This window comes from Streptomyces xantholiticus, assembly GCF_014651015.1.
Lineage (GTDB): Bacteria > Actinomycetota > Actinomycetes > Streptomycetales > Streptomycetaceae > Streptomyces > Streptomyces xantholiticus.
The window spans coordinates 63,542-88,960 of the sequence record NZ_BMWB01000020.1; the positions used below are offsets into that span (position 1 = coordinate 63,542).

The window sequence follows — 25,419 nt, forward strand, 5'->3', positions numbered from 1 at the left end:
CCCCCGGACCCCCACGCGACGGGACGCTGCCGGACACCGTCGGCGGGTGTCGCGTCTATGTCAATGGGCCGGGCGGGGGCCGGGCGGTAACCTTGCACAGGTTGTGCCCACCAAAATCGCTAAGACTGGATGAACGACGATGCATCGGTACAGGTCCCACACCTGCGGCGAGCTCCGCGCCTCTGACGTCGGAGCCGACGTCCGGCTGAGCGGCTGGCTGCACAATCGCCGAGACCTGGGCGGCATCCTCTTCATCGATCTGCGCGACCACTACGGCATCACGCAGCTCGTCGCCCGGCCCGGCACCGCGGCCGCCGAGGTCCTCGACAAGCTGACGAAGGAGACCGTGGTCCGCGTCGACGGCAAGGTCGTCTCCCGCGGTGCGGAGAACGTCAACCCCGAGCTGCCCACCGGCGAGATCGAGATCGAGGCAGCCGAGGTCGAGGTCCTCGGCGCCGCCAAGCAGATCCCGTTCACCATCAACGCCGACGACGGCGTCAACGAGGAGCGCCGCCTGGAGTACCGCTTCCTCGACCTGCGCCGCGAGCGCATGCACCGCAACATCATGCTGCGCACCGCCGTCATCTCCGCCATCCGGCACAAGATGACCGCCCTCGGCTTCAACGAGATGGCGACCCCGATCCTCGCCGCGACCTCCCCCGAGGGCGCCCGTGACTTCGTGGTGCCGTCCCGCCTCAACCCGGGCAAGTTCTACGCGCTGCCACAGGCCCCGCAGCAGTTCAAGCAGCTGCTGATGATCTCCGGATTCGACCGCTATTTCCAGATCGCGCCGTGCTTCCGCGACGAGGACGCCCGCGCCGACCGCTCGCCCGGCGAGTTCTACCAGCTCGACGTCGAAATGAGCTTCGTCGAGCAGGAGGACGTCTTCCAGCCGATCGAGAAGCTGATGACCGAGATCTTCGAGGAGTTCGGCGGCGGCCGCCACGTCACCTCCCCGTTCCCGCGGATCCCGTTCCGCGAGGCCATGCTGAAGTACGGCTCCGACAAGCCGGACCTGCGCGCCAAGCTGGAGCTCGTCGACATCTCCGACGTCTTCGAGGCGTCCGAGTTCAAGGCGTTCGCCGGCAAGCACGTCCGTGCGCTCGCCGTGCCGGACACCGCCGACCAGACCCGTAAGTTCTTCGACGGCCTCGGCGACTACGCCGTCGAGCAGGGCGCCAAGGGCCTTGCCTGGGTGCGCGTCGGTGAGGACGGCGGCCTGACCGGCCCCATCGCCAAGTTCCTCACCGAGGAGAACGTCAAGGTCCTCACCGAGCGTCTGGGCCTTGCGCCCGGCCACGCGGTGTTCTTCGGTGCCGGTGACTTCGACGAGGTCTCGAAGATCATGGGAGCGGTCCGCGTCGAGGCCGCCAGGCGCGCCGGCCACTTCGAGGAGAACGTCTTCCGCTTCTGCTGGATCGTCGACTTCCCGATGTACGAGAAGGACGAGGAGACCGGCAAGATCGACTTCTCGCACAACCCGTTCTCGATGCCGCAGGGCGGCCTGGAGGCCCTGGAGACCCAGGACCCCCTGGACATCCTGGGCTGGCAGTACGACATCGTCTGCAACGGCGTCGAGCTCTCCTCCGGTGCGATCCGGAACCACGAGCCCGAGATCATGTTCAAGGCCTTCGAGATCGCGGGCTACTCCCGCGAGACGGTCGAGCAGGAGTTCGCCGGCATGCTCCGCGCCTTCGAGTACGGCGCCCCGCCGCACGGCGGCATCGCCCCCGGCATCGACCGCATCGTGATGCTCCTGGCGGACGAGCCGAACATCCGGGAGACGATCGCCTTCCCGCTGAACGGCAACGCCCAGGACCTGCTGATGGGCGCGCCCTCCGAGCTGGACGAGGCCCGTCTGCGCGAGCTGAACATCCAGTTGCGCAAGCCGGTCGCCAAGTCCGGCGAGTAGCACGCGCACAAGGGCCCTGGAACCTCGCGGTTGCAGGGCCCTTCGTCGTGTCCGGGCGGTGGCGGTGACGGAGGACGCGGAGGCACCGGTCCGCCGACCGTGGGGGCGGGTCCGTCCTGGTGACCGGATTCAAGCGGAAGGGGCCGCCCGGCGTACGGCCGGACAGCCCCTCACGCAGGCCCGAGGAGGACCTAGTCCTTCTTCGGCTCCTCCAGACGTGGGAACAGCACCGCGCCCTTCGTGACCGTGGCGCCGGCAGGGAGCCTGCCCCATTCGCCCGCCTCCTGGACCCTCTGGTCCTCGAGCGCGCCCAGCGCGGCCTCGGCGCCCAGCGAGTCCCACAGCTTCTGGGAGGTGTCGGGCATCACCGGGTTCAGCAGGACCGCGACGGCGCGCAGCGACTCGGCGGCCGTGTACAGGATGGTCGCGAGGCGGGCCCTGCCCTCCTCCGACTCGTCCTTGGCGACCTTCCACGGCTCCTGCTCCGTGATGTAGCCGTTGACCTGCTTCACGAAGTCGAACACCGCCAGGATGCCGCCCTGGAAGTCCAGCTCCTCGCCGATCTTCCGGTCCGCCTCCGCGACGGCCTTCGCGAGACCGTCCTGGACCGCCTTCTCCGCGTCACCCGCGGCCGTCGCCTCGGGCAGCGCACCGCCGAAGTACTTGCCGACCATCGCCGCGACGCGCGAGGCGAGATTGCCGTAGTCGTTGGCGAGCTCGGAGGTGTACCGGGCGGCGAAGTCCTCCCAGGAGAACGAGCCGTCCTGGCCGAACGCGATCGCGCGCAGGAAGTACCAGCGATATGCGTCCACACCGAAGTGCGAGGTCAGGTCCTGCGGCTTGATACCCGTCAGGTTCGACTTCGACATCTTCTCGCCGCCGACCATCAGCCAGCCGTTGGCGGCGACCTTGCCGGGCACCGGCAAGCCCTGTGCCATCAGCATCGCGGGCCAGATGATGGCGTGGAAGCGCAGGATGTCCTTGCCCACGAGGTGGACGTTCGCGGGGAAGGTCTCGTCGAACTTGGCCTGGTTGGAGCCGTAGCCGACGGCCGTCGCGTAGTTGAGGAGCGCGTCGACCCACACGTAGATGACGTGCTTCTCGTCCCACGGGACCGGGACGCCCCAGTCGAAGGTCGACCGCGAGATGGAGAGGTCCTGCAGACCCTGCTTGACGAAGTTCACCACCTCGTTGCGGGCGGACTCGGGCTGGATGAAGCCCGGGTTCGCCGCATAGAAGTCGAGCAGCTTCGGACCGTACTCGGAGAGCTTGAAGAAGTAGTTCTCCTCCTTGAGGATCTCCACCGGCTTCTTGTGGATCGGGCACAGCTTGGTGCCGTCCTCGGCCTCCACGAGGTCACCGGGGAGCTTGTACTCCTCGCAGCCCACGCAGTACGGGCCCTCGTATCCGCCCTTGTAGATCTCGCCCTTGTCGTACAGGTCCTGCACGAACTCCTGCACACGGTCCGTGTGCCGCTTCTCCGTGGTGCGGATGAAGTCGTCGTTCCCGATGTTCAGGTGCTCCCAGAGAGGCTTCCAGGCCTCCTCCACGAGCTTGTCGCACCACTCCTGGGGCGTGACGCCGTTCGCCTCCGCGGTGCGCATGATCTTCTGACCGTGCTCGTCCGTGCCGGTGAGGTACCACACCTTCTCGCCACGCTGACGGTGCCAGCGTGTGAGCACGTCGCCTGCGACGGTCGTGTAGGCGTGGCCCAGGTGAGGAGCGTCGTTGACGTAGTAAATGGGGGTCGAGACGTAGTACGCCTTCGCCCCCTGCTTCTCGGATCCAGTGGCCGCCATGGTCGAAATCCTATCGGGCCTACGAAGATCGACTCACACGCGTACGCGGGGGTGCGCGGTGGCGTCCGGGCGGTGGGCCGCCCGGACGCCCCGCGGGGCGCGGCGCCGGAGCTACGGGCGCCAGGTCCCGAGGATGCCCTTGAACAGCTCCGCGTGCGGAAGCTCGAGGGGCGCGGGACCGGCGTGGAAGAACGCGGCGTTGTCCACCTGGAGCTTGCGGAGGTAGTCGAAGGCCTTGGCGTCGTGCTCGCCGAAGGCCACGAACTGCCAGAACACCGGCTTGCCGGCGGCCGCCGCGAGGGCGGCGGTGGCGGCGGTCTTCGACTCGGGAGCGCCGTCGGTCTGGAAGATCACGAACGCGGGTGCGTCGGTGGTCTTCTTGGCGTGCAGGGCGAGGACCTCCTGGATCGCGAGGTGGTAGTTGGTACGACCCATCCGGCCGAGCCCGGCGTGCAGCTCGTCGATCCGGCCCTCATGGGCGTCGAAGGTGAGCTCGCCGGTGCCGTCGATCTCGGTCGAGAAGAACACGACGTCGACGGTCGCGTCGGCGTCGAGGTGCGCGGCGAGTGCGAGCGCCTGCTCGCCGAGACGCTGGGCGCTGCCGTCCTTGAAGTGCGGGCGCATCGACCCGGACCGGTCGAGCACCAGGTACACGTGGGCGCGCGCCCCGGTGAGCTCTGCCTTCTTGAGCGCAGCGCCGGCGGCCTTGTACGCGTCGACGATCCGCGGCGCGCCGGCCCTGACCTTCGCCAACCCATTGGCGGCCCGCCCGCCGGGCACGCCCTCCACGACGGACGCGTCGTCCTCGGCAGGGCTGTCGGCTTCGGCTGCGTCGGCCGCGACGAGAGGGGCTTCGGCCTGCGGCTCGGGTGTGCTGTCTTCCGCGGTGGGGGCTTCGGCCTGCTGTTCGGGGGTGCTGTCTTCCGCGGCGGGCGCGGCTGCTACGGGCGCGTCGTTCTGCGGCTCGGGGGCGTCCGCCTCCGGGGACTCGGTTGCCGTGCCTTCCGCAGCGGGGGCATCCGCTTCGGGTGCTTCGGCCGCAGGGGCGACGACCTCCACCGGCTCGGTCGCGCCGTCCTGAGCAGCGGGTGCGTCGTCCTCGGCGGGGCTGTCGGCTTCGGGTGCTTCGGCCGCGACCGGTGCGTCGTTCTGCGGCTCGGGGGCGTCCGCCTCCGGAGCCGAGGGCTCGGCCGCGCTGTCCTCGGCAGCGGCGGCGTCCGCCACGGGCGCTTCGTTCTGCGGCTCGGGGTTGCCGGCCGCGGGCGCGACGGGGGTGGGCTCGTCCTCGGTGGGCGTGGCCGTGGCCGGGGTGACGGTTGCGGCTTCGTCTGCGACGGGCGTGTCGGCCGCCGCGGCGACGATCTCCGCCGGCTCGGCCACGCCGTCCTCCGCGACCGGCGCGTCGGACTGCGGCTCCTGGGCGTCCGCCTCCGGGGCCGGGGACTCGGCCGCGCTGTCCTCCGCAGCTGAGGCGTCCGCCACGGGCGCGTCGCTCTCCGGCTCGGCGTCGCCGGTCTCGGCCGCGGCGGGAGTGACGGTTGTGTCGTCCGCGACGGGTGCGTCGTTCCGCGGCTCCGCCGCGGACGGCGTGGTGCGTGCGCTCTGGGGCGGGACCGAGGTGCGGCGCGGCGACGGGTTGTCGAAGGCCGCGGAGACCAGGTCCGACGCGCGGTCCGACGTTCGGTCCGAAGGCGTCTGCGTGGGCACCGTCGTGGCGGAGGACGTGGCGGACGTGGCGGGCGTGGGGGACGACGTGTCCGTGGCCGGTTCCGTGCGCTCGGTCTGGGCCGGAACGGAGGCTGTCGCCGGCTCGTCACACTCAGCACGGTCGCGTCCGAACACCTTGCGCAGCAAGCTCCGAATACCCATGGGCGAGGCCTTTCGCATGCGTTGTGTGCGGTGACTGTCCGCTCCTGCCCGGGCAACGCAGGCCAGGGCGGACACGTAAGGTTAGCGGCCGCCCCGCCCGCTCTCGGGGAGGGCACCCACAACCTCCGCACACACACCCCAACCGCGCCTCGTCCGTGCCGCATTCATCCGTCGTTCATCCCGCGTCCGCCGTCGTGCACTGCTGCGCACCTAACGTCATGGCCGGAATCATTCCGACACCATGTCGGCGCAGGCTGCGCCGAAGGAGGACGAAGTGCGCAAACTGCTGCCGCTGTTGAACACGACCCCGCACGCGGGCGGACGTTCTGCCCTCACCTGTCGCTACCGCTGCGGCGACGCCTGCTTCCACGAGGTCCCGAACACCAGCGAGAACGAGTACGTCGGCGACGTCATAGCGAGCGCCCTCTCGCGTCGTTCGATGATGCGCGCCGCCGCGGTCGTGACCGTGGCCGCCGCGGCCGGCGGGGCGGCCGTCGTGCAGGGGGCGACCCCGGCCGAGGCCCACGGTCACAAGCCGGGCAAGCCGGGCGGTCCCGGCACCTTCGACGGCGCCCGTGGCCTTCGCTTCGCACCCGTCGCGCCCAACAGGGACGACAAGGTCACCGTCCCCGAGGGCTACACCCGATGCGTCGTCATCCGCTGGGGCGAGCCGATTCTCCGCGGGGCCCCCGCCTTCGACCCGGACAAGCAGTCGGCGAAGGCGCAGGCGGGCCAGTTCGGCTACAACAACGACTTCCTCAGCCTGCTCCCCCTCAGGGGCGAGCGCGGCCGCCAGGTGCTCGTGGCGAACCACGAGTACACGGACGAGGTCCTGATGTTCAAGGGCTACGACTCCGAGAACCCGACCCGCGAGCAGGTCGAGATCGCCTGGGCCGCGCACGGTCTGTCCGTCGTCGTGGTCCAGGAGGAGCACCGCTCCGGCAAGCTCTCCCCCGTGACGCGTCACCCGCTCAACCGCCGTCTCACCGCGACGACCGAGTTCGAGCTCACCGGACCGGCCGCCGGCTGCGAGCTGCTGCGCACCAGCGCCGACCGGTCGGGAACGACCGTGCTCGGCACGCTCAACAACTGTGCCGGCGGCACCACCCCGTGGGGCACGATCCTGTCGGGCGAGGAGAACTTCAACCAGTACTTCGCGAACGGCTCCAGCGCGACGGACAAGCGTTACGGCGTCGGCACGGGCGCGACCGAGCGCAAGTGGGAGCGTTTCGACAAGCGCTTCGACCTGAAGCAGGAGCCGAACGAGGTCCACCGCTTCGGCTGGGTCGTCGAGCTGGACCCGTACGACCCCGAGTCCACGCCCGCCAAGCGCACCGCTCTGGGCCGGTTCAAGCACGAGGCCGCGCAGCCCCGGCTCACCGACGACGGCCGCCCGGTCGTCTACATGGGCGACGACGAGCGCTTCGACTACTTCTACAAGTTCGTCTCGTCGAAGCGGATGAAGAAGGGCGACAGCCGCGCCGCGCGCGAGCACAACCGCACGCTGCTCGACGAGGGCACGCTGTACGTCGCCAAGCTCACCGGCGACTCGCCCGGTCAGATCGACGGCACCGGCAAGCTCCCGAACGACGGCGAGTTCGACGGATCCGGCGTGTGGATCCCGCTCGCCACGGGCGACGTGTCGCACGTGCCGGGCATGACCGCCGAGGAGGTGTACGTCTTCACCCGGCTCGCGGGCGACAAGGTCGGCGCGACGAAGATGGACCGCCCCGAGGACGTGGAGCCCAGCCCCCGTACGGGCCGGGTGTACGTCGCCCTGACCAACAACTCCAACCGTGGCAAGGGTGACAACCCCGGCGCGGACGAGGCCAACCCGCGCAACCTCAACAAGCACGGCCAGGTACTGGAGCTGGCCGAGCACTGGGACGACCCGACGTCCGAGGGTTTCTCGTGGCGCCTCTTCCTGGTCGCCGGCGACCCGAACGACCCGGCCACCTACTTCGCGGGTTACCCGAAGGACAAGGTCAGCCCGATCTCCTGCCCGGACAACATCGCCTTCGACCCGTACGGCAACCTCTGGCTGTCCACGGACGGCAACGCGCTCGGCAACCACGACGGTCTGTTCGGCGTCGCGACCCACGGCGAGCGCCGCGGTGAGCTCAAGCAGTTCCTGACCGTGCCCACCGGTGCGGAGACCTGCGGTCCGATCATCCAGGACCGCCGGGTCCTGGTGGCCGTGCAGCACCCGGGCGAGGTCGACGGCGCGTCCGTGGAGAAGCCGGCGAGCGCATGGCCCGACGGACCGGGCAAGCTGGTCCGTCCGTCGGTCGTCGCCGTCTACCGCAAGGACGGCCGCGACATCGGCGCGTAAGCCGTGACGGGTTCACGGGGTGGCGTCCATCTGCGCGCGCCACCTCGTGAACTGCTCGGCGGCGTCTCCCGTGTACGCCCACGGGAGATGCGCAGCGCGGCGGCCCAGCAGCCGGAACAGTCCGCTCGCCTCCAGGCGCAGGCCCGCGTGGCAGGCGGCGTGGACCAGGTAGTTGAGCTCGCCTATCTCCTGCGGGGCGACCGGCCCGTCCGTACGCCACAGGATCCATCGCTCCCAGGTGCGGCGGATCTCGGTGATCGCCAGTTCGTGCTTCCAGTGCTGGTCGAAACCGCGCACCACGCGGCCCTGCGCCGCGTCGGCGACGTACCGGTACTCCTCGGCCCGGGCAATCTGCACCAGCACGGGCAGCGGTGATCCGGGCGGTGAAGCCCCGGCCGCGTCCCGGGCGAAGTCGTACATCCTGCCGTGCGTGCCGTGCCAGCGTGCCGAGTGGTAGCGCAGCAGCTGCACATGGCCCTCGACGTTGTAAGGGTCGCGCCGGCGCATCTCCTCCCACCAGCCCCGCAGTTCGCGCCGTGGCACCCCGTCCTCGTAGAGCCGGGCCACCGTCAGCAGCGAGATCCACGGCATCGGGTCGGTGGGGTGGGCGTCGGCGGCCTTGAGGCAGGCCGTCACCGCGGCGTCGAGCCGCGTACGGTCGGTGCCGGTACCGCGGCCGGCGGCGATCGCCAGCTGGAAGAGGCGCACGACCTCGGTCGCCGCGCTCACGACCGCAGCGTCCGGACCCGACGGCTCCGCCGCGCGCCAGATCTCGGTCGCGCGGGACCCGGCCGCGGCATGGGCGAGCAGGCGGATCCGGTGGGTGCGCAGCGGCCAGTCGTCGCCGGTGTCGTGCAGCAGCTCACGGACGCCCTGCCATCTGCCGATCACGATGTCGTGCAGGGCGTCGGCCAGCGGCCGGTCCCCGAAGGCGGGATCGAAGTCGGGTACGAAGCGGCGGCGTACGACCATGTGCGGCACTTCCCTCGGCTGTGCACGGTGCGACTGGCGTTCAGCGGTGGCCGGCGTTTCGCAGCCGGGTGGTGGGCAGCGGCCCGGTGGGCTCAGTAATCCGTGGCCAGCGCCTTGTCGGCGTAGTCCCCGCCGTGCGGGCCGTGGCCACCGTGGTCGTCGCCGGAGGCGGCCGCAGAGGCGGCGTCAAGCCTGGCCGGCCGGTAGTACGCACTCCCGCGCCGCCAGTGGACGACCATCGGCACCAGCCCGATGGCGAGACCGCCGAGACCGATCGCGACCGCCGCGCCGCTCAGCTCACCGAGCGACTCGAAGAAGATCCACAGCATGAACAGCGCGCCGAGCAGCGGCCAGACACCGCCGAGCACGAAATCGCCCACGGACGTCAGCAGCGTCCTGCGGTACGCGACGACGGCGGCGATCCCCGCCAGCCCGTAGTAGAAGGCGATCTGCAGGCCCATCGCGGCGACCGCCGCGGCGACGACGTCACCCACCGAGCCGAGCGCCATGGACGCCACGAACATGGCGAGTGCGACGACCCCGACCGCGGTGACCGCCACCCAGGGTGTCTTCCACCGGCGGTGGACGCGTCCCAGCACGGCGGGCATCGTACGGTCGCGGCCCATCGCGAACAGCGAGCGGGTGACCTGGATCAGCGTGGTCTCCAAGGTGGCGACCGTCGACAGCAGCACGGCCACGACCAGCAGTTTCCCGCCCACGCCGGGCCAGATCGCGGCACCGAGCACGGCCAGCACGTTCGATCCCGCCGCCTGGATCTCCCCGGCCGTCAGGATGACGTTGACGGCGATCGTGAACGCCTCGAACAGCAGGAAGACGACACCGACGCCGACGAGAGCGCTGAGCCCCGCCGTGCGGCGGCTGTCCCGGGTCTCCTCGCTCAGGTTGCTGGTGACGTCCCAGCCCCAGAAGTAGAAGGCGGCGATCAGCGCCCCGGAGGCGAACCCGGCCGTCCCCTCGAAGTGGGAGAAGCCGAACCACGACCAGTCGAAGGCGGCGGCCGCTCCGTCGTGCAGCAGGGCCGCACCGACGAAGAGCAGCAGGATCACCATCTCCACGCCGGACAGCAGTAGTTGGGCCCGTACGGTCAGCCGGACCCCGCCCAGCACGACGAGCAGCATCGCGAGGAACCAGGCAGCGCCGACGGCGGTCGAGAGGGCCGTGTTCTCGGCGAGTGCCGGATCGAAGAGCGCCAGCGTCATCGCCCCCGCCGGCAGCGAACCCGCCACCATGAAGATCGTCGCCGAGACCACCAGCGCCCACCCGGAGAGGAAGCCGAGGAACGGATGGAGGGTCCGGCCGACCCAGGAGTACGCGGCGCCCGCGTTGACGTCGATGCGGCCGAGTCTGCCGAAGGCCAGGACGATGCCGAGCATGGGTATCGCGCAGTACAGCAGCGCGGCGGGGCCCGCGAGGCCGACCGTGGCGACGAGCACGGCCGTGGTGGCCGCGATCGAATAGGCAGGGGCACTGCCCGCCACGGCCATGACGGTGGTGTCGAACGTCCCGAGGACACCTGGCCGAAGCCCTCTGCCGGAGCTGCTGCGCATGGAAGTCTCCGAATGCCCTTGCGCCACGCGGTGTGTGCCGACGCATCAAGAAGGGGTCGCCCGAGTGCGGAGGGAGCGCCTCCGTCACAGGGATCGTGCGCATCGTAGTCGGATGTGTGCGCTGTGGTGAGGGGAGGGGGCCGCCCCCACCCGCACGTGGCTGTGCGGGCGGTCCGCAGGCGCCAGGTCGTAGAGTCGAGGCATGGCTGCAGAGGGATCGTCCGCGTCAGGCGAGGGGACCGTACGGGTCGACGTCTGGATCTGGTCCGTACGGCTCACCAAGACCCGCTCGCAGGCCTCCGCAGCCTGCCGCGCGGGCCATGTCCGGGTCAACGGCGACCGGGTCAAACCCGCCCAGTCGCTGCGTGCCGGGGACCAGGTGCGGATCTTCCACGCGGGGCGCGAGCGCATCGTGGTCGTCTCGAAGATCCTTCGGAAGCGGGTCGGCCCGCCGGTCGCGGTACAGGCTTACGTGGACAACAGCCCGCCGCCCCCGCCCAAGGAGTTCACGGCCCCGGCGGCGGTACGGGACCGGGGGGCCGGCCGGCCGACGAAGCGCGACCGGCGCGAGCTGGAGCGGCTCCACGGCGGGCGTCCGAAGGCCTGAGGCGACCGGCCGGGCCTCGTGGCCGAATGCCTGAGGCACGGCTCGCCGGGGCCGGTCGTCATCGGCGCGGCCGGGGGGACGCGATCGCCCGCGCCGCCCTGACCTCCTGCCGCAGCGGTGCCAGCACGCCCTCGTCGTCGCCCGGCAGGTCGGCCCGCACCTCGACCAGCACCTCGCTCGAGCGCAGACCGTCCGCCAGTTCGTGCAGCTGCCGCTCGATGCCGGCGACCTCCTCCGGACCAGGAGGCTCGGCCCCGTGGTCGACGCGGACCCGCGCCGCTGTCGTCGCGTCCACGATCCGCTCGGCCGCGACGACCAGCGGCCACCAGGCCGCGGCCCGGGTACCGGTCGGCGGCGGCTCCGTCAGGGCACGCTGGAACTCCGAGCGAACCGAGGACAGGTCCCGGTAGATGCGACGCCGTGCCTGCGCCCGCCCCGTCTGCTCCAGGCCGCCGAACGCGCACACCACATAGCGCGCCGTGTCCTCGACGCATTGCGCGAGCCGGTCCCCGATCCGGGTGTGCCAGCTCTCCGGCCACAGCAGATACCCGGCCACCAGCGCGATCCCGCACCCGACGAGGCTGTCCACCAGACGCGGAAGCACCAGGTGGAAGCCCTGGTGGCCCAGGATGTCGGACAGCATAAGGATCACCGGAGTGATCGCCGCGGTCTGGAAGGCGTACCCCTTCACGGAGAACGCCGGGATCAGCGCCGCGAGCACCATCATCACCGGCACGTCCCACCAGCCGCGCTCCACCGCCGCCAGCACGGCGGCAGCCACCAGCAGCCCGGCGGCCGTGCCGAGAGCGCGCAGCACCGCACGGGAGAACACCGACCCGAAGTCCGGCTTCATGACGAACGTGACGGTGAGAGCCACCCAGTAGGAGCGCGTCACGGGCACCAGCGACACCAGCGTCTGCGCCAGCCCGATGCAGAGCGCGAGCCGCAGCCCGTAACGCCACGACGGCTCCGACAGCAGCATGTTGCGGATCGCCCGCCGTGCCCGGACACCGAGCGCGGCGGGCCGGCCGAGCCGGTCGTCCATGCCTTCCGGCTCGGGGCCCGTGTGGTGCACCACCGCCGAGGCGTGGCGCAGCGCGCTGTTCACCGCACGGTCGGCCGGTCCCTGTGGCGGCGGGAGGACGAGTTCGGGCGCGCTGCCGCGCCCCTGCTCGAGTGAGTCGGCCAACTTGCGCACCGCCTCCGCGATTTCCGGTCGGCGGGATGCCCGTCCGTACAGATGGGCGGCGGCGGCCGCCTCGACCAGCGGGATCACCACGTTGAGCTGGGCGAGGAGCTGCACCAAGGGGCTGCGCCGCCCGTGGTCACGGGCCCGCCGGGCGAGAATCAGGTCGTACGAGGTGTTGAGCGACCGGGTGACCTCCTGCCGGCGCGCGTCGTAGTCGGTCGTGCCCGCCGCGGCCAGCAACTCGGCGACACTGCGGTACGTCGCGACGACCGCCGACTGCTCGGGCACCCGGGCGCGCAACGGCCAGGCCAGCAGGGTGAGTACGAGGACGAACAGCCCGCCGAGCGAGAGCAGGAGCGGGGCCTTCCACCAGGGGCCGGGCATCGGCAGCCCCGCTCCGACCACCGCGTTCAGCAGGAGCAGGAGCCCGGACACGGAGGCCACTGCGCCGATCGACGAGATCATGCCGGACACCAGGGCGACAAGGGTGAGCGCGCCGACCGCGAGCCAGCCCTCCCCGTACACCAGGATGCCCAGCGTGACGCCGACAGCGCCGAAGAACTGCGGGACGGCGATGTTCAGCAGCCGCATCCGGTAGGCGTCTGCGGTGTCGCCGATGACGCCGGACAGCGCGCCCATCGACACCAGCGCGCCGTACTCGGGGCGTCCGGCGGCGAGCCCGGCGGCCAGCGGCGCGGCGAGGGCGACGGCGGCACGGCCGACGGCGGCCTTGGGGACGGGCGCCGGCTGGGGCCGCAGACCGTGCGTCAGCCAGTCCGGCGGTGTCAGGCGTCCAGTGTGTCCGCCGGTGCCGTCCTCGCGTCGTCCCATGGCTTCAAGAGACCCCGAACGGACCTGCGGGCGCAAGCTCCGCCGCGTCCTGGCCGGTGGCGTCCCGTTACGGGACGGCTCAGCTGCGGTAGTTCTCCACCTCTTCCGCGGGGCGCTCCTTCACCGTGCCGGGGTCCTCGCCGAACTCGGTCTTGGCCCGGCGCCGCCGCAGCAGGTCCCAGCACTGGTCGAGCTGGATCTCCAGCTCGCGCAGCCTGGCCATCTCGTCGGGGGCGAGGCCCTGCTCGTCGGTGGAGCGGTTGCGCAGGGCGCGCTCCTCCGCGACGAGGTTGCCGATGTTGTCGATGATCTGCTCGTCGACGCTCTCGCTGCTCTGCTCGTGGTCCATGGCGTCCGCTCCGTGCGTGTTGCTCGCGCTCAGTGCGCAGTGCTCTCGCTCGACTCTCGCGCGCGGGGGCCGTCAGCGCACATCGTGCAGTGCCAGCTCCACGAGCAGGGACCTGTGGTCGGTGTCCGGAAGGTCGAGGAAGCGGGCCTTGCGCACCGAGAAGTCCTCGCTGACCAGCACATGGTCGATCTGGGTACCCAGTGGCCGGCGCAGGTCTGCCGGCCAGGAGGGGGTGCGGGCCGCGCCGACCACGGTGGCGCTGTCGCTCAGCCGGCCCGCCCGGAGGATGTCACGGAAGGCTGCGTGGTCCTGACCGGCGTTGAAGTCGCCCGCGACGATGCTCGGACCGTCCTTCGCTTCGGCCGCGTGCTCCCGCAGCAGGCCCAGCTCACGGCGCCAGTCGTCCACTGCGTCCGGGACCGGCGGCAGGGGGTGCGCGAGCTGGAGGGCGACCTGACGCCCGGCGACGTCGGCGACGGACCCCGGCATGGCCAGCGCGCCCGCGACACCGGGCGCCGGACGCAGCGGGTGCCTGCTGAGGATCGCCGAGCCGGACGCCGTGCCACCCGCGACGACGTTGCGGTACGGATAGTCGGTGCGCGGCACGTCCGACTCCAGGGCGTCGGCGCACGCGTAGTCGCATTCCTGCACGAACACCAGATCCGGCTGTTCGCGGCGCACCGTCTCCACCAGCGCGTCCGTCGCCCGCCCGAACTCGACGTTCGACGTGAGCACCGTGAGGCGGGCCACGGCCCGGCCCGGCGGCTCCTCGGTCAGGCCGGTGTCGTACGGCCTGACGAACCACCCGATGAGGACGAGCACCGTGACCGCCCAGCCGACGAGGAAACGCATTCGCGCCAGGAGGGCGAGCAGCGCGGCGGCACCCGCGGGCACCAGCAGCCACGGAAGGAAGGCCAGCAGTTGCGGCACCGGCGTGACACCGTCCGTGTCGGCGGCGCGACAGGCGGCGACGACGGTCGGAACGACGAGCAGCAGCCCGGCCGACCACCCGCCGCCGCGCCGGGCGCGGTGCGTCGTCTGTGAGGTGGCCCCGTCCGAACCGGTCTCCATATGTGCGGTCCCCCGTGCGTGCGTCTGCTCGTCTTCCGGTCTCTCCTGAGACGCCGGGGTCTGCCGATCCGTTGCAAGTGCCGGGCGACGGCGCGGCCGACCGGTCGGAGCGGGCGGTCCCAGGACTTGCCCGCGACCGCGTGCGGGTGTGCCCTGTAGAGGGGGCGCGGGGGGAGAGGGAAGGAGCTCTCGGCCATGGCCACACACGCAGCGATGCCGCACCGTCGGCGCCGGACGCACGAACCCCGGCATCACAGTCCTCTCGCCTGGGCACTGCCCGTCACCCTGGGCCTGACCTTCGGTATCTGGGCCGCCGTCATCAAGCGTGTCGAGGAGGGCGGCGTCGCCACCGGCGGCCAGTGGGTCCTCGGTGTGATCACCGCGCTGGTCCTCGCGGGCCTGGCCTTCGGACTGGGCCGCATCCAGCACCGGCTGCCACGAGAACTGCGCGCCCTCGCCTACGGGGCGTTGACCGCGGCGACCATCGGCTTCCTGACCAGCCTCGCCGGAGGGAGCGTCCTGAGGGCCGCGGGGATCGGTGTCGCGGTGGGTGTGGGTGTGGGCATGGCGGTCTTCTACTTCTACTACACGCGCGAGTGACAACCGGCGGCCGTGCGACCGATTACTTCGGGCATCGGATCGCGTCTGCATTGCACGGACGGCGAGACGGAACCGAAGGACGGACGAACGGACGATGAGTACAGAACTGGCAATCGAGACCACGGGACTGGTGAAGGTCTTCGGCGACAACCGCGCCGTGGACGGCGTCGACCTCCGGGTACCCGCAGGGACGGTCTACGGAGTCCTCGGTCCGAACGGTGCGGGCAAGACGACCACCGTCCGGATGCTCGCCACCCTGCTGCGGCCCGACGGCGGCGAGGCCCGTGTCTTCGGCAAGGACGTGCAGAAGGACGCCGACGCGGTCCGCAGCAGGGTCAGCCTCACCGGGCAGTACGCCTCGGTCGACGAGGACCTGACCGGCACCGAGAACCTGGTCCTGCTCGGTCGGCTGCTCGGCCACGGCAAGCCGGCTGCCCGTGAGCGGGCGGCCCAGCTGCTGGAGGCGTTCGGGCTGCGCGACGCGTCGGAGAAGCAGGTGAAGAACTACTCGGGCGGTATGCGGCGCCGTATCGACATCGCGGCCTCCATCCTCAACACGCCGGATCTGCTGTTTCTCGACGAGCCGACCACGGGCCTCGACCCGCGCAGCCGCAACCAGGTCTGGGACATCGTCCGCGCCGTCGTGTCCCAGGGGACGACGGTGCTGCTGACCACGCAGTACCTGGACGAGGCCGACCAACTCGCCTCCCGTATCGCCGTGATCGACCACGGAAAGGTGATCGCGGAGGGCACCAAGGGCGAGTTGAAGGCCTCCGTCGGCTCCGGGGCCGTGCATCTGCGGCTGCGGGACGCGCAGCAGCGGCCGGAGGCCGAACGGGTGCTCGCCGCCGCGCTTGGCGCCGAAGTGCTGCTCGACGCCGACCCGGTCGCCCTGACGGCCCGGGTCAACGGACACGGCACGGAGCGCGGCGCCGCCGAGCAGGCGGCCCACGCACTGGCCGAGCTCGCCCGCTCCGGCATCACCGTCGACAACTTCGCGCTGGGACAGCCCAGCCTGGACGAGGTCTTCCTCGCCCTGACCGACAAGAAGGGGGAGGCGGCATGACGACCGCGACCACCACCAAGGACCTCGGCGATGCCGAACTCGAAGCACCGAGGACGAAGGACCTCGCCTCGCTGCTGGTGGCCACGGAGCGGCCGCCGAGGCCCAGCGCGTGGTCGGCGTCGCTGACGTTCGGCTGGCGGGCCATGCTCAAGATCAAGCATGTGCCGGAGCAGCTCTTCGACGTGACCGCCTTCCCGATCATGATGGTGCTGATGTACACGTACCTCTTCGGAGGCGCGATCGCCGGCTCCGTCGACGCGTACATCCAGTTCCTGCTGCCGGGCATCCTCACCATGAGCGTCGTGATGATCACGATGTACACGGGGGTGGCCGTCAACAACGACATTTCCAAGGGCGTCTTCGACAGGTTCCGTACGCTGCCGATCTGGCGGCCCGCGCCGATGGTCGGCTACCTCCTCGGTGACGTCGTCCGCTATCTGATCGCCTCGGTCGTGATGCTGGCCGTCGGGCTGCTCATCGGCTACCGCCCCGACGGCGGACCGGTGGGCATCGCTCTCGGCGTCGCGCTGCTGATGGTCTTCTCGTTCTCGTTCTCCTGGATCTGGACCATGTTCGGTCTGCTGCTGCGCACCGAGAAGTCGGTGATGGGCGTCAGCATGATGGTCATCTTCCCGATGACGTTCCTGAGCAACGTCTTCGTCGACCCGAGCACCATGCCGGGCTGGCTCCAGGCCTTCGTCAACAACAGTCCCGTCACCCATGTGTCCACGGCTGTCCGCGAGTTGATGGCCGGCAATTGGCCCGCGGCGGACATCGCCTGGTCGCTGGGCTGGTCGGCGGTGCTCGTGGTCGTCTTCGGCTCTGTCACCATGCGCCTGTACAACCGCAAGTGACCTTCGAGCCGCCCCGAAGGTGCCCCCGGCGATCCGGGGGCACCTTCGCTTGACCTTCTCCCTGAGGGAAAGCCCAGCATCGACAGTGCCGGGCGAAGGCGCCCGGCACGAGGAGAAGAGCCGGGGGACCCATGGGCCTGCTGACCATCGGGGCGTTCGCCCGTGTCTCCCGGCTGTCCGCGAAGGCACTGCGCCGCTACGACGACATGGGCCTGCTGCGCCCGGCACGTGTCGACCCGTTCACCGGCTACCGGTACTACGACGAGGCGCAGTCGGAACGCGCCCGGCTGGTGGCGTGGCTGCGGCGGATCGGCATGCCGCTGGCCCGCATCAAAGAGGTCTGCGACCTGGCCGAGTCGGACGCGTCCGCGGCGGCCCGGGAGATCCGGGCCCACTGGGCCCGGGTGGAGGCGGAGACCTCCGCGCGCAGGGACCTGGCGGACTTCCTCGTGAACCAGCTCTCGGGGAAGGACACCGACACGATGTCCCAGCTCACCACTCCTCTGGCGATCCGCTACGCCGCCCGCTCGGACCGCGGACTCGTCAGGGACTCCAACCAGGACGTGGCCTACGCCGGGTCCCGTCTGCTCGCTGTCGCCGACGGGTTCGGCGCGGACGGCGGACGGGCCGGCTCCGCCGCGGTCGACGCGCTCAAACCGCTGGAGACCGAGGCGGCGGAGGCCCTCGGGGACGCGGCACCGCCGCGCGCCGGCGACCTGCTCAACGCCCTCGAGGACGCCGTCCGGCGTGCCGACGCCGCTGTCCACGGCCTCGGCGACTCCGGTACGACGCTGACCGCGATGCTGTGGACGGGATCGCGCCTGGCGCTCGTCCACATCGGGGACACCCGTGCCTATCTGCTGCGCGACGGGACGTTCTTCCAGATCACGCACGACCACACGGTCGTCCAGTCGATGATCGACGAAGGCACTCTCGACGCGGAGGAGGCGGCCTCGCACCCCCAGCGGGCCATACTGCTGCGGGCACTGGACGGGAGCGAGGGGCCCGCGAGGCCGGATCTGCGGCTGCACGAGGCGAAGCGCGGCGACCGGTATCTGCTCTGCTCCGACGGGCTGTTCGCCGCTGTGCCGCACGCCGGCATCAGGCGGACCGTCGAGGCGGCCCCCGACCCGGACGCCGCGGTCGCCGCCCTGATCGCGCTCGCCCACGACGCCGGCGCGCCGGACAACGTCGCCTGCGTGGTCGCGGACGTCGTGCCTGCCTGACCGGGCGGGCGCCGGAGGGTCATGCGGCCTCCTCGCGCACCACCACGACCGGGCAGGGGGCGTGCTGGGCCAGGTGCAGTCCGACGGAGCCGAGGAGGGTCGCCTTGAAGCCGCTGTAGCCCCGGTGGCCGACGACCAGCAGGGAGGCGCCCTGCGACCGGTCCAGCAGCGCCTGTGCCGGGTTGCCGATGAGGACGGTGCGGGCCACGGCGGCGGCCGCCTCCGCGCCGAGCGTCTGCTCCAGGCTCTCGTCCAGCACCTGGGCCGCCAGCTTCTGGGGGTCGAAGTCGGACGGGATGGCGGCGACCATGCCGGCCCAGCCGGCGGCCGGGTACTCCCAGCTGATGACGGCCTCCAGGGAGTCCCCGGTCAGCCCGGCCTGCCGTACGGCCCAGCGAAGGGCCTTGATCGACGGCTCCGAGCCGTCCACGCCGACGACGATCCTGCCCGCCGCTGCCTTGTCCGCCATTCCGGCCACCTCCGTAGCTGTAGCTCGGTGCAAGCCTACGTAAAACTACGCAAACAGGTCGGCGGTGGCCGTGGCGCGCCGAGGCTCGTCGGCCACCTGCGCGCCCATCAGCGCCGCGAGCTCGCGGCCCGCACGGGAGATGCGGTCCGGCAGAGTGGCGGTCATCGAGTCGCCCGTGCCGCCCCAGTCCTCGGACGCCGCGTAGACGGCGGTCGGCAGCACGAGGGCCCGCAGGTAGGCGAAGAGCGGACGCAGCGCGTGCTCCAGCACCAGCGAGTGCCGTGCGGTCCCGCCGGTCGCCGCGATCAGCACCGGCTTCCCGGTGAGTGCGTCGGGCTCGATCAGGTCGAAGAACGACTTGAACAGCCCGCTGTACGAGGCGGTGAACACGGGCGTCACGGTTATCAGCCCGTCCGCGCCGGTCACCGCCTCGACCGCGTCGGCGAGCGCGGGCGCGGGGAAGCCGGTCACCAGGTTGTTGGCGATGGCGACGGCGAGGTCGCGCAGCTCGACGACCCTCACCCGCACCTCACGGCCGGTGCCCGCGAGTTCGCGGCGTACGGACTCGGTGATCCGGTCGGCCAGCAGCCGGCTGGACGACGGGACGCCCAGTCCTGCCGAGACGACCACGAGGTTCAGGGGGCGGGTCGGCTGCGTCATGACGTCTCCTTCGTGCTGTGGTCACTGTCCTGGCGGAGGACGGCGGGATGCAGTGGCGCGGCCTCGGGGACACCGGCCGGCCGCAGCTTCGCGAACTCCTCGCGCAGCACCGGCACGACCTGCTCGCCGAGGATGTCGAGCTGCTCGAGGACCGTTTTGAGCGGCAGGCCCGCGTGGTCCATGAGGAACAGTTGGCGCTGGTAGTCGCCGACCGCGTCACGGAAGCCGAGCGTCCGCTCGATGACCTGCTGCGGGGAGCCCACGGTCAGCGGCGTCTGCTCGGTGAAGTCCTCGAGGGACGGCCCGTGCCCGTAGACCGGCGCGTTGTCGAAGTACGGCCGGAACTCACGCACAGCGTCCTGCGAGTTGGCGCGCATGAACACCTGACCGCCGAGCCCGACGATGGCCTGCTCGGGGGCGCCGTGGCCGTGGTGGGCGTACCGCTGCCGGTACAGCTCGACCATCCGCTGTGTGTGGGACATCGGCCAGAAGATGTTGTTGTGGAAGAACCCGTCGCCGTAGTACGCGGCCTGCTCGGCGATCTCGGGCGACCGGATCGAGCCGTGCCAGACGAACGGCGGGACGCCGTCCAGCGGGCGCGGGGTCGCGGTGAAGCCCTGCAGCGGCGTACGGAACTTCCCCTCCCAGTCGACGACGTCCTCCCTCCACAGCCTGTGGAGGAGCGCGTAGTTCTCGACCGCGAGAGCGATGCCCTGCCGGATGTCCTGCCCGAACCACGGATACACCGGCCCGGTGTTGCCGCGGCCCATCATCAGGTCGACACGGCCGTCGGCGATGTGCTGGAGGTACGCGTAGTCCTCGGCGATCTTCACCGGGTCGTTGGTGGTGATCAGCGTGGTCGAGGTCGAGAGGGTGATCCGCTCGGTCAGGGCCGCGACATGGCCGAGCAGGGTGGTCGGGGACGAGGGGACGAACGGCGGATTGTGGTGCTCGCCGGTCGCGAAGACGTCGAGGCCGACCTCCTCCGCCTTGCGGGCGACGGCGACGGTCGCCTTGATCCGCTCGTGCTCGCTCGGCGTACGGCCGGTGGTCGGGTCCGGTGTGACGTCGCCGACCGTGAAGATGCCGAACTGCATGGCGGCTCACCTCTCGAGTAGTGGTTGAACGTTTAACTACTGTACCCGCTCAACCCTCCCACCCCCGCTGCTATTCCTCGCCCCCGGCGAGGGGCTGTGTCAGCCGGTGCCGGTGCCCGCACCGGTGGCGGTCGGGAAGAGCTGGCGGAAGGCGTCGGCAGACTCGGAGCCGGAGCGGCCGAAGGGGGCGTCGAAGTCCCACACGAGGAAGAGCAGGAACGCGATCAGCGCGCTGAAGAGCGCGGCGAGCAGCAGCTCGCGGAACGAGCGGCCGATCTGCATGGTGAAGATCAGCCCCACCGTCACGACGGCCCCGCTGATCAGGCCGAACCACACGATGCCGGGCAGCGTCTCGCCGGCGCCGGCCGCCCGGGCGTTACGGGCGTCCTCCGCCGTGGCCACCTGGTCGAGCATCGGCTGGTAGGCCTGCGCCTCCAGCTCGTTCTTCGGTTCGCGCTCCGCGATGTCGGAGCGCACCGCCGCCAGCAGTTCGGTGCCGCGCGGCGACAGCTCCTCGTGGTCGACCATCCGCGGCCACTCGGCCTCGACGACCTCCGACACATACGTGTCGATGTCGGTACGGAGCTGATCGCGGAAGTCGGCCGGATAGACCTGGGCCCGCTGGGTGACCTCGTGCAGCGCCTGAGCCTCCGTGCGCACCGCGTCCTGTGCCGCTCCGCGCGCCTCCCAGACGCCGGCGATGGCGAGGCCGAGCACGATCGCGTAGACGACGCCGACCATCATCACCATGTACTCGAGCACGTCCGGCGTCTCGGGCGCCTCCCGCTCGTCGAGGCCGACCGGCGCCGCGGTGCCGCGCGGCCTGCGCTGACTGAGCACGGTGACGACGAGGACGACGGCGCAGGCGGCGGCCATCACGATGGTCAGGACCAGCCATTCGGACATGGGGGTCTCCGGTGGTGTGGTGAGGGGTGTGGTGTGCGGGTGTTTCTCAGGCGCGGCCGCGCCGCCCGGAGGCGGACTGCGAGCGGGGACGCAGCAGGGCCGCGGCGAGCACGGCCGGGGTGGTCGTCACCAGCATCAGAACCGTGAGCGGCGTTCCCGAACGCTCGGGTGAGCCGGCCGAGGGCCGGTACGTGCGGATGGCGACGGCTGTCACGGGTGCCGGCGAGGGAGCAGCGGCGGGCGGCTGTGCGGGGGCTGGTTCCCCGGGGGGCGCCGCGGCCGGTGGGCCGGCCTGTGCGGAGGGTGGTGACGGCGGCGCCCCGGAAGGCGAGGGTGAAGGGGAGGGTGGGGGCGAGGGGGTGGCGGGCCCCGGGAGTGAGGGCACCGGCTCCGGCGGCTCCGGGGCGGGTGGCGCGGGAGGCGGCGATGTGGGCGTCGGCAGGCAGTCCCCGAGGACGAGGGTCACGGAGAGCGTGACCCCGGCCGGACCGGGCACCGCCGCCGACACCGAAAGAAGCGGCGCAGGCCGGCCCGTCTCCCCCGGCTCCGGCGCCCGTCCGAATGCGGAGACCGACACCCGGGCGGTCCAAGATCCGTCGGCCCCACCGGACGGCGAGGCCACGAGGCCCGCCCCTTGTGTTCCGAGAACCGCTGCGATTCCCAGTGCGCTCACGTGCTGCCATGCCGCCACGACGCCACGGTAGAGGTCCGGAACGCGGTCGTATGACCGGGATCACCCGTATGGCTGATCAGCGCATTTGTCCGACCGCTCGCCGATCTGTGGCGCGTGTCATTTTGCACTTTGTTGCATAACCGCTCCGGTCCCGCTAGAAATTCAGTCGACACCCCGTGCGAGGAGGCACCCGATGACGACGAGTACGAGCACCACCACGGCCGCGCCGACGCCGTACCCGCATCTGCTGAGCCCGCTCGACCTCGGGTTCACGACGCTTCCCAACCGGGTGCTGATGGGCTCCATGCACGTCGGCCTCGAAGAGGCCGAGCGCGGTTTCGAGCGCATGGCCGCCTTCTACGCGGAGCGCGCACGCGGCGGCGTCGGCCTCATCGTCACTGGGGGCATCGCCCCCAACGACCGTGGCCGCCCCTACGAGGGCGGGGCCAAACTCACCACCGAGGAAGAGGCCGCGCAGCACCGGGTCGTCACCGACGCCGTGCACGCGCAGGGCGGCCGGATCGCCATGCAGATCCTCCACTTCGGCCGGTACGCGTACCACCAGGACCTCGTCGCCCCGAGCGCGATCCAGGCGCCCATCAGCCCGTTCGTTCCGCACGCCCTGACCGACGCCGAGGTCGAGGAGACGATCGAGGACTTCGTACGGGCGGCCCGGCTCGCGAAGTCCGCCGGCTACGACGGCGTCGAGATCATGGGCTCCGAGGGCTACTTCATCAACGAGTTCATCGCGAGCGCCACCAACCGGCGCACCGACCGCTGGGGCGGCAGTTACGAGAACCGCATCCGGCTGCCCCTGGAGATCGTCCGCCGCACGCGTGAGGCGGTAGGGGAAGACTTCATCCTGATCTACCGGCTCTCCATGCTGGACCTGGTCCCCGGCGGCTCCTCCCTCGAAGAGGTCGTCACGCTCGCCAAGGCGATCGAGGCGGCCGGCGCCACGATCATCAACACCGGCATCGGCTGGCACGAGGCCCGCATCCCCACCATCGCGACGTCGGTGCCGCGCGGCGCGTACACCTGGGTGACCCGGAAGCTGATGGGCGCCGTCTCGGTGCCGCTGGTGACCAGTAACCGCATCAACACCCCCGAGGTCGCCGAGCAGGTGCTCGCCGAGGGTCGCGCCGACATGGTCTCGATGGCCCGCCCGTTCCTCGCCGACCCCGAGTTCGTGGCCAAGGCGCGGGCCGGCCGCTCGGACGCCATCAACACCTGCATCGGCTGCAACCAGGCCTGCCTGGACCACACGTTCAGCCTCAAGATCACTTCCTGTCTGGTCAACCCGCGCGCCTGCCACGAGACCGAGCTCGTGCTCGCCCCGACCCGGCTGAAGAAGCGCGTCGCGGTCGTCGGCGCCGGACCGGCCGGGCTCGCCTGCGCGGTCTCCGCGGCGGAACGCGGCCACGACGTGACCCTCTTCGACGCCGCCGACGAGATCGGCGGCCAGCTGAACATCGCCAAGCGCATCCCGGGCAAGGAGGAGTTCGACGAGACGCTGCGCTACTTCCGCACCCAACTGCGCGAACGCGGTGTCCAGGTCCGCCTCGGTGTCCGCGTCACCGCCGACGACCTGTCGGAGGCCGACTTCGACGAGGTCGTCGTCGCCACCGGCGTCATGCCCAGGACCCCCGAGATCGACGGCATCGACCACCCGAGCGTCGTCAGCTACCTCGACGTACTGCGCGACGGCGCGCCCGTCGGCGAGCGGGTCGCCGTCATCGGCGCGGGCGGCATCGGCTTCGACGTCGCCGAGTTCCTCACCGACGGCGGCGAGGGCGCCAGCCAGGACCCGCGGACGTACTTCCGCCAGTGGGGTGTCGACATGGACTACGTGGCCCCCGGCGGGCTCACGAAGCCCGTGCGCCCGGCACCGCCGCGCGCCGTGCACCTCCTGCAGCGCAAGACCAGCAAGGTGGGCGCCGGGCTCGGCAAGACGACGGGCTGGATCCACCGCACGGAGCTCAAGCACCGCGGGGTGACCATGACGGCCGGTGCCACGTACGACCGGATCGACGACGAGGGCCTGCACCTGACCGTGGACGGCACGGCGTCCGTCCTGGCCGTCGACACGGTGGTGCTCTGCACCGGCCAGGAGCCGCAGCGTTCGCTGTACGAGGAGCTGACCGGGGCCGGCCGGACGGTCCATCTGATCGGCGGCGCGGATGTGGCCGCCGAACTCGACGCGAAGCGCGCCATCGACCAGGGCACCCGGCTGGCGGCCACCCTGTGAGCCGACGGCCCCGACGCGCCGTCACGACGTAGGTGTCCGGGCGGGGCGGGCGACCTGTACGCCTCGCCCGCCCCGGCCGTCACAGGTGCGGTCACGACCCGGTCGCACGGGTGACATACCATGCGCACGACATTTATAAGAATTCCGTAAGAGGATGTACGCGCCATGGCCGTTGGTACCCCGTCCCGTTCCCTGCGCGGCATATCTGCCGTCGTCGCTCTGCTCGCGGTCGGCGCGGTGGGGTGCTCGGAAGTCGTCGACAGCGCCAAGGACGGCGCCGAGAAGGTTGCCCGGCAGCGGTCGGTGTTCTCGCTCGACATCGGGGACTGCTACAACCCGAACAGCAAGGCGGCCGAGGGCGAGGCGTTCTCCATCGAGGTGGTGCCCTGCGCTGAGCCGCACGAGGGCCAGGTCGTCGGTGAGTTCAAGCTCGACGACGGGAACACGTTCCCCGGCAACGAAGCCATTTGGGCGATCGCCGACGAGCGCTGCCCGGCCGAGGCGGGGAAGTACGCCCCGGACACCTGGGCCCTTCCCGCGGGCGTCGACATCTTCTACTACACCCCGACCAAGGAGAGCTGGGCGACCGGCGACCGCGCCGTGAGCTGCTCGTACACCAAGGAGAAGGGCACGTTCAGCGGCTCGCTGAAGCTCGACGCGGATGCGGCGAAGCCCGGGCAGACCGAGTACCTCAAGGGCGCCAACGCCGTCTACGAAGCCCTGTGGACGACCCAGCCGGAGGCGGAGACCGTCGACGACGACCTCGACGGCTACAAGGCACAGGCCAAGGCCGTCGCCGCCGCCCTCGACGCCCACCTCAAGGGCCTTGCGACCGTCGAGGGCACGGAGACGGGCAAGCTGCGCGCGGAGCTGGAGAAGACCGCCGCCCACTGGAAGAAGGCCGCGAACGCCGCCGACGTCGACGCGTTCTACGTCTCCTACGACCCGGCGTTCACCGGCCTCGACCCGAACAAGACGGTCGCCGCCCGCAAGGAACTCGGCCTGGCCACCACCGTCCCGGCCGACGAGGCCGAGGTCTGGGCGGGCTGACGTCCCGAGCAGCGTGCGGGACCCCCGCCCGCGGGGCCCCGCCGCCCGTCCCCGGTCACTCGGCGGGGCGG

General features: G+C 71.1%; 21 protein-coding genes. 9 read left to right on the forward strand and 12 right to left on the reverse strand.

What is annotated here, in order from left to right; genetic code table 11:
- Positions 1-139 precede the first annotated feature (139 nt).
- Positions 140-1,912: an aspartate--tRNA ligase gene (gene aspS / locus IE198_RS25405; protein ID WP_189890498.1), complete on the forward strand. Its 1,773-nt coding sequence runs from the start codon at positions 140-142 to the stop codon at positions 1,910-1,912.
- A gap of 191 nt (positions 1,913-2,103) precedes the next feature.
- Here aspS and metG read toward each other — a convergent pair whose 3' ends face one another.
- Both metG and IE198_RS25415 read right to left on the reverse strand, forming a co-directional pair.
- Complete coding sequence (gene metG, locus IE198_RS25410) at positions 2,104-3,711, reverse strand: methionine--tRNA ligase (protein ID WP_189890500.1); 1,608 nt, start codon at positions 3,709-3,711, stop codon at positions 2,104-2,106.
- A 111-nt stretch (positions 3,712-3,822) separates the two neighbouring features.
- On the reverse strand, positions 3,823-5,580 hold the full coding sequence (locus tag IE198_RS25415) for a VWA domain-containing protein (protein WP_189890503.1): 1,758 nt from the start codon (positions 5,578-5,580) through the stop codon (positions 3,823-3,825).
- Positions 5,581-5,854: 274 nt separating this feature from the next.
- On the opposite strand from IE198_RS25415, the gene IE198_RS25420 reads away from it, so the two are divergent.
- The gene (locus IE198_RS25420; RefSeq protein WP_189890505.1) at positions 5,855-7,912 is read left to right on the forward strand and encodes a PhoX family protein; all 2,058 of its coding nucleotides are present in this window, start codon (positions 5,855-5,857) and stop codon (positions 7,910-7,912) included.
- Positions 7,913-7,924: 12 nt separating this feature from the next.
- Here the strand turns inward: IE198_RS25420 and IE198_RS25425 are convergent, their stop codons facing one another.
- Positions 7,925-8,884, reverse strand: coding sequence for a hypothetical protein (locus IE198_RS25425; protein ID WP_189890507.1), 960 nt, complete (start codon positions 8,882-8,884; stop codon positions 7,925-7,927).
- A 92-nt stretch (positions 8,885-8,976) separates the two neighbouring features.
- Positions 8,977-10,452, reverse strand: a complete 1,476-nt coding sequence (locus IE198_RS25430; RefSeq protein ID WP_189890509.1) for an APC family permease — start codon at positions 10,450-10,452, stop codon at positions 8,977-8,979.
- Positions 10,453-10,654: 202 nt separating this feature from the next.
- Between IE198_RS25430 and IE198_RS25435 the strand changes: the two genes are divergently transcribed.
- Positions 10,655-11,059 carry an RNA-binding S4 domain-containing protein gene (locus tag IE198_RS25435; RefSeq protein WP_189890511.1) on the forward strand — a complete coding sequence of 135 codons (405 nt, stop codon included), beginning with the start codon at positions 10,655-10,657 and terminating at the stop codon, positions 11,057-11,059.
- A 58-nt stretch (positions 11,060-11,117) separates the two neighbouring features.
- On the opposite strand, the gene IE198_RS25440 is transcribed toward IE198_RS25435, so the two are convergent.
- The 3 genes from IE198_RS25440 to IE198_RS25450 all read right to left on the reverse strand — a co-directional run bounded on the left by IE198_RS25440 (position 11,118) and on the right by IE198_RS25450 (position 14,499).
- On the reverse strand, positions 11,118-13,079 hold the full coding sequence (locus IE198_RS25440; protein WP_189890513.1) for an FUSC family protein: 1,962 nt from the start codon (positions 13,077-13,079) through the stop codon (positions 11,118-11,120).
- A gap of 79 nt (positions 13,080-13,158) precedes the next feature.
- Positions 13,159-13,428, reverse strand: coding sequence for a DUF2630 family protein (locus IE198_RS25445; RefSeq protein WP_189890515.1), 270 nt, complete (start codon positions 13,426-13,428; stop codon positions 13,159-13,161).
- 72 nt (positions 13,429-13,500) lie between these two features.
- Positions 13,501-14,499 carry an endonuclease/exonuclease/phosphatase family protein gene (locus IE198_RS25450; protein WP_189890517.1) on the reverse strand — a complete coding sequence of 333 codons (999 nt, stop codon included), beginning with the start codon at positions 14,497-14,499 and terminating at the stop codon, positions 13,501-13,503.
- A 195-nt stretch (positions 14,500-14,694) separates the two neighbouring features.
- Between IE198_RS25450 and IE198_RS25455 the strand changes: the two genes are divergently transcribed.
- From IE198_RS25455 to IE198_RS25470, 4 genes are all read left to right on the forward strand, one after another.
- The gene (locus IE198_RS25455; RefSeq protein WP_189890519.1) at positions 14,695-15,099 is read left to right on the forward strand and encodes a hypothetical protein; all 405 of its coding nucleotides are present in this window, start codon (positions 14,695-14,697) and stop codon (positions 15,097-15,099) included.
- Positions 15,100-15,193: 94 nt separating this feature from the next.
- Positions 15,194-16,165: an ATP-binding cassette domain-containing protein gene (locus IE198_RS25460; protein ID WP_189890525.1), complete on the forward strand. Its 972-nt coding sequence runs from the start codon at positions 15,194-15,196 to the stop codon at positions 16,163-16,165.
- Positions 16,162-17,019, forward strand: coding sequence for an ABC transporter permease (locus tag IE198_RS25465; RefSeq protein WP_189890528.1), 858 nt, complete (start codon positions 16,162-16,164; stop codon positions 17,017-17,019). Before IE198_RS25460 ends, IE198_RS25465 begins: the two co-directional genes overlap by 4 nt.
- 131 nt (positions 17,020-17,150) lie before the next feature.
- The gene (locus IE198_RS25470) at positions 17,151-18,245 is read left to right on the forward strand and encodes a MerR family transcriptional regulator (RefSeq protein WP_189890530.1); all 1,095 of its coding nucleotides are present in this window, start codon (positions 17,151-17,153) and stop codon (positions 18,243-18,245) included.
- 19 nt (positions 18,246-18,264) lie between these two features.
- Here the strand turns inward: IE198_RS25470 and IE198_RS25475 are convergent, their stop codons facing one another.
- The 5 genes from IE198_RS25475 to IE198_RS25495 all read right to left on the reverse strand — a co-directional run bounded on the left by IE198_RS25475 (position 18,265) and on the right by IE198_RS25495 (position 21,591).
- Entirely contained in the window at positions 18,265-18,714 is a 450-nt protein-coding gene (locus IE198_RS25475) for a universal stress protein (protein WP_189890532.1), read from the reverse strand.
- Between the two features lie 45 nt (positions 18,715-18,759).
- Positions 18,760-19,374 (reverse strand): FMN reductase, encoded by a 615-nt coding sequence (locus IE198_RS25480; protein ID WP_189890534.1) that lies wholly within the window; start codon positions 19,372-19,374, stop codon positions 18,760-18,762.
- Positions 19,371-20,471, reverse strand: coding sequence for an LLM class flavin-dependent oxidoreductase (locus IE198_RS25485; protein WP_189890536.1), 1,101 nt, complete (start codon positions 20,469-20,471; stop codon positions 19,371-19,373). Before IE198_RS25485 ends, IE198_RS25480 begins: the two co-directional genes overlap by 4 nt.
- Before the next feature lie 99 nt (positions 20,472-20,570).
- The gene (locus IE198_RS25490) at positions 20,571-21,377 is read right to left on the reverse strand and encodes a bestrophin-like domain (protein WP_189890538.1); all 807 of its coding nucleotides are present in this window, start codon (positions 21,375-21,377) and stop codon (positions 20,571-20,573) included.
- Positions 21,378-21,423: 46 nt separating this feature from the next.
- Entirely contained in the window at positions 21,424-21,591 is a 168-nt protein-coding gene (locus IE198_RS25495; RefSeq protein WP_189890540.1) for a hypothetical protein, read from the reverse strand.
- 652 nt (positions 21,592-22,243) lie between these two features.
- On the opposite strand from IE198_RS25495, the gene IE198_RS25500 reads away from it, so the two are divergent.
- Together IE198_RS25500 and IE198_RS25505 are read left to right on the forward strand one after the other, a co-directional pair.
- A complete protein-coding gene (locus IE198_RS25500) occupies positions 22,244-24,298 on the forward strand; it encodes an NADPH-dependent 2,4-dienoyl-CoA reductase (protein WP_189890542.1) in 2,055 nt (684 codons plus the stop codon).
- Positions 24,299-24,463: 165 nt separating this feature from the next.
- Complete coding sequence (locus IE198_RS25505; protein ID WP_189890544.1) at positions 24,464-25,348, forward strand: septum formation family protein; 885 nt, start codon at positions 24,464-24,466, stop codon at positions 25,346-25,348.
- The last annotated feature ends 71 nt before the right edge of the window (positions 25,349-25,419 follow it).

Excerpts from the sequence above, each read along its gene's own strand:
- aspS (WP_189890498.1), top strand. The coding sequence starts at position 140 with ATGCATCGGTACAGGTCCCACACCTGCGGCGAGCTCCGCGCCTCTGAC.
- metG (WP_189890500.1), bottom strand. The coding sequence starts at position 3,711 with ATGGCGGCCACTGGATCCGAGAAGCAGGGGGCGAAGGCGTACTACGTC.
- IE198_RS25415 (WP_189890503.1), bottom strand. The coding sequence starts at position 5,580 with ATGGGTATTCGGAGCTTGCTGCGCAAGGTGTTCGGACGCGACCGTGCT.
- IE198_RS25425 (WP_189890507.1), bottom strand. The coding sequence starts at position 8,884 with ATGGTCGTACGCCGCCGCTTCGTACCCGACTTCGATCCCGCCTTCGGG.
- IE198_RS25430 (WP_189890509.1), bottom strand. The coding sequence starts at position 10,452 with ATGCGCAGCAGCTCCGGCAGAGGGCTTCGGCCAGGTGTCCTCGGGACG.
- IE198_RS25435 (WP_189890511.1), top strand. The coding sequence starts at position 10,655 with ATGGCTGCAGAGGGATCGTCCGCGTCAGGCGAGGGGACCGTACGGGTC.
- IE198_RS25440 (WP_189890513.1), bottom strand. The coding sequence starts at position 13,079 with ATGGGACGACGCGAGGACGGCACCGGCGGACACACTGGACGCCTGACA.
- IE198_RS25445 (WP_189890515.1), bottom strand. The coding sequence starts at position 13,428 with ATGGACCACGAGCAGAGCAGCGAGAGCGTCGACGAGCAGATCATCGAC.
- IE198_RS25450 (WP_189890517.1), bottom strand. The coding sequence starts at position 14,499 with ATGGAGACCGGTTCGGACGGGGCCACCTCACAGACGACGCACCGCGCC.
- IE198_RS25455 (WP_189890519.1), top strand. The coding sequence starts at position 14,695 with ATGGCCACACACGCAGCGATGCCGCACCGTCGGCGCCGGACGCACGAA.
- IE198_RS25460 (WP_189890525.1), top strand. The coding sequence starts at position 15,194 with ATGAGTACAGAACTGGCAATCGAGACCACGGGACTGGTGAAGGTCTTC.
- IE198_RS25465 (WP_189890528.1), top strand. The coding sequence starts at position 16,162 with ATGACGACCGCGACCACCACCAAGGACCTCGGCGATGCCGAACTCGAA.
- IE198_RS25470 (WP_189890530.1), top strand. The coding sequence starts at position 17,151 with ATGGGCCTGCTGACCATCGGGGCGTTCGCCCGTGTCTCCCGGCTGTCC.
- IE198_RS25475 (WP_189890532.1), bottom strand. The coding sequence starts at position 18,714 with ATGGCGGACAAGGCAGCGGCGGGCAGGATCGTCGTCGGCGTGGACGGC.
- IE198_RS25480 (WP_189890534.1), bottom strand. The coding sequence starts at position 19,374 with ATGACGCAGCCGACCCGCCCCCTGAACCTCGTGGTCGTCTCGGCAGGA.
- IE198_RS25485 (WP_189890536.1), bottom strand. The coding sequence starts at position 20,471 with ATGCAGTTCGGCATCTTCACGGTCGGCGACGTCACACCGGACCCGACC.
- IE198_RS25490 (WP_189890538.1), bottom strand. The coding sequence starts at position 21,377 with ATGTCCGAATGGCTGGTCCTGACCATCGTGATGGCCGCCGCCTGCGCC.
- IE198_RS25500 (WP_189890542.1), top strand. The coding sequence starts at position 22,244 with ATGACGACGAGTACGAGCACCACCACGGCCGCGCCGACGCCGTACCCG.
- IE198_RS25505 (WP_189890544.1), top strand. The coding sequence starts at position 24,464 with ATGGCCGTTGGTACCCCGTCCCGTTCCCTGCGCGGCATATCTGCCGTC.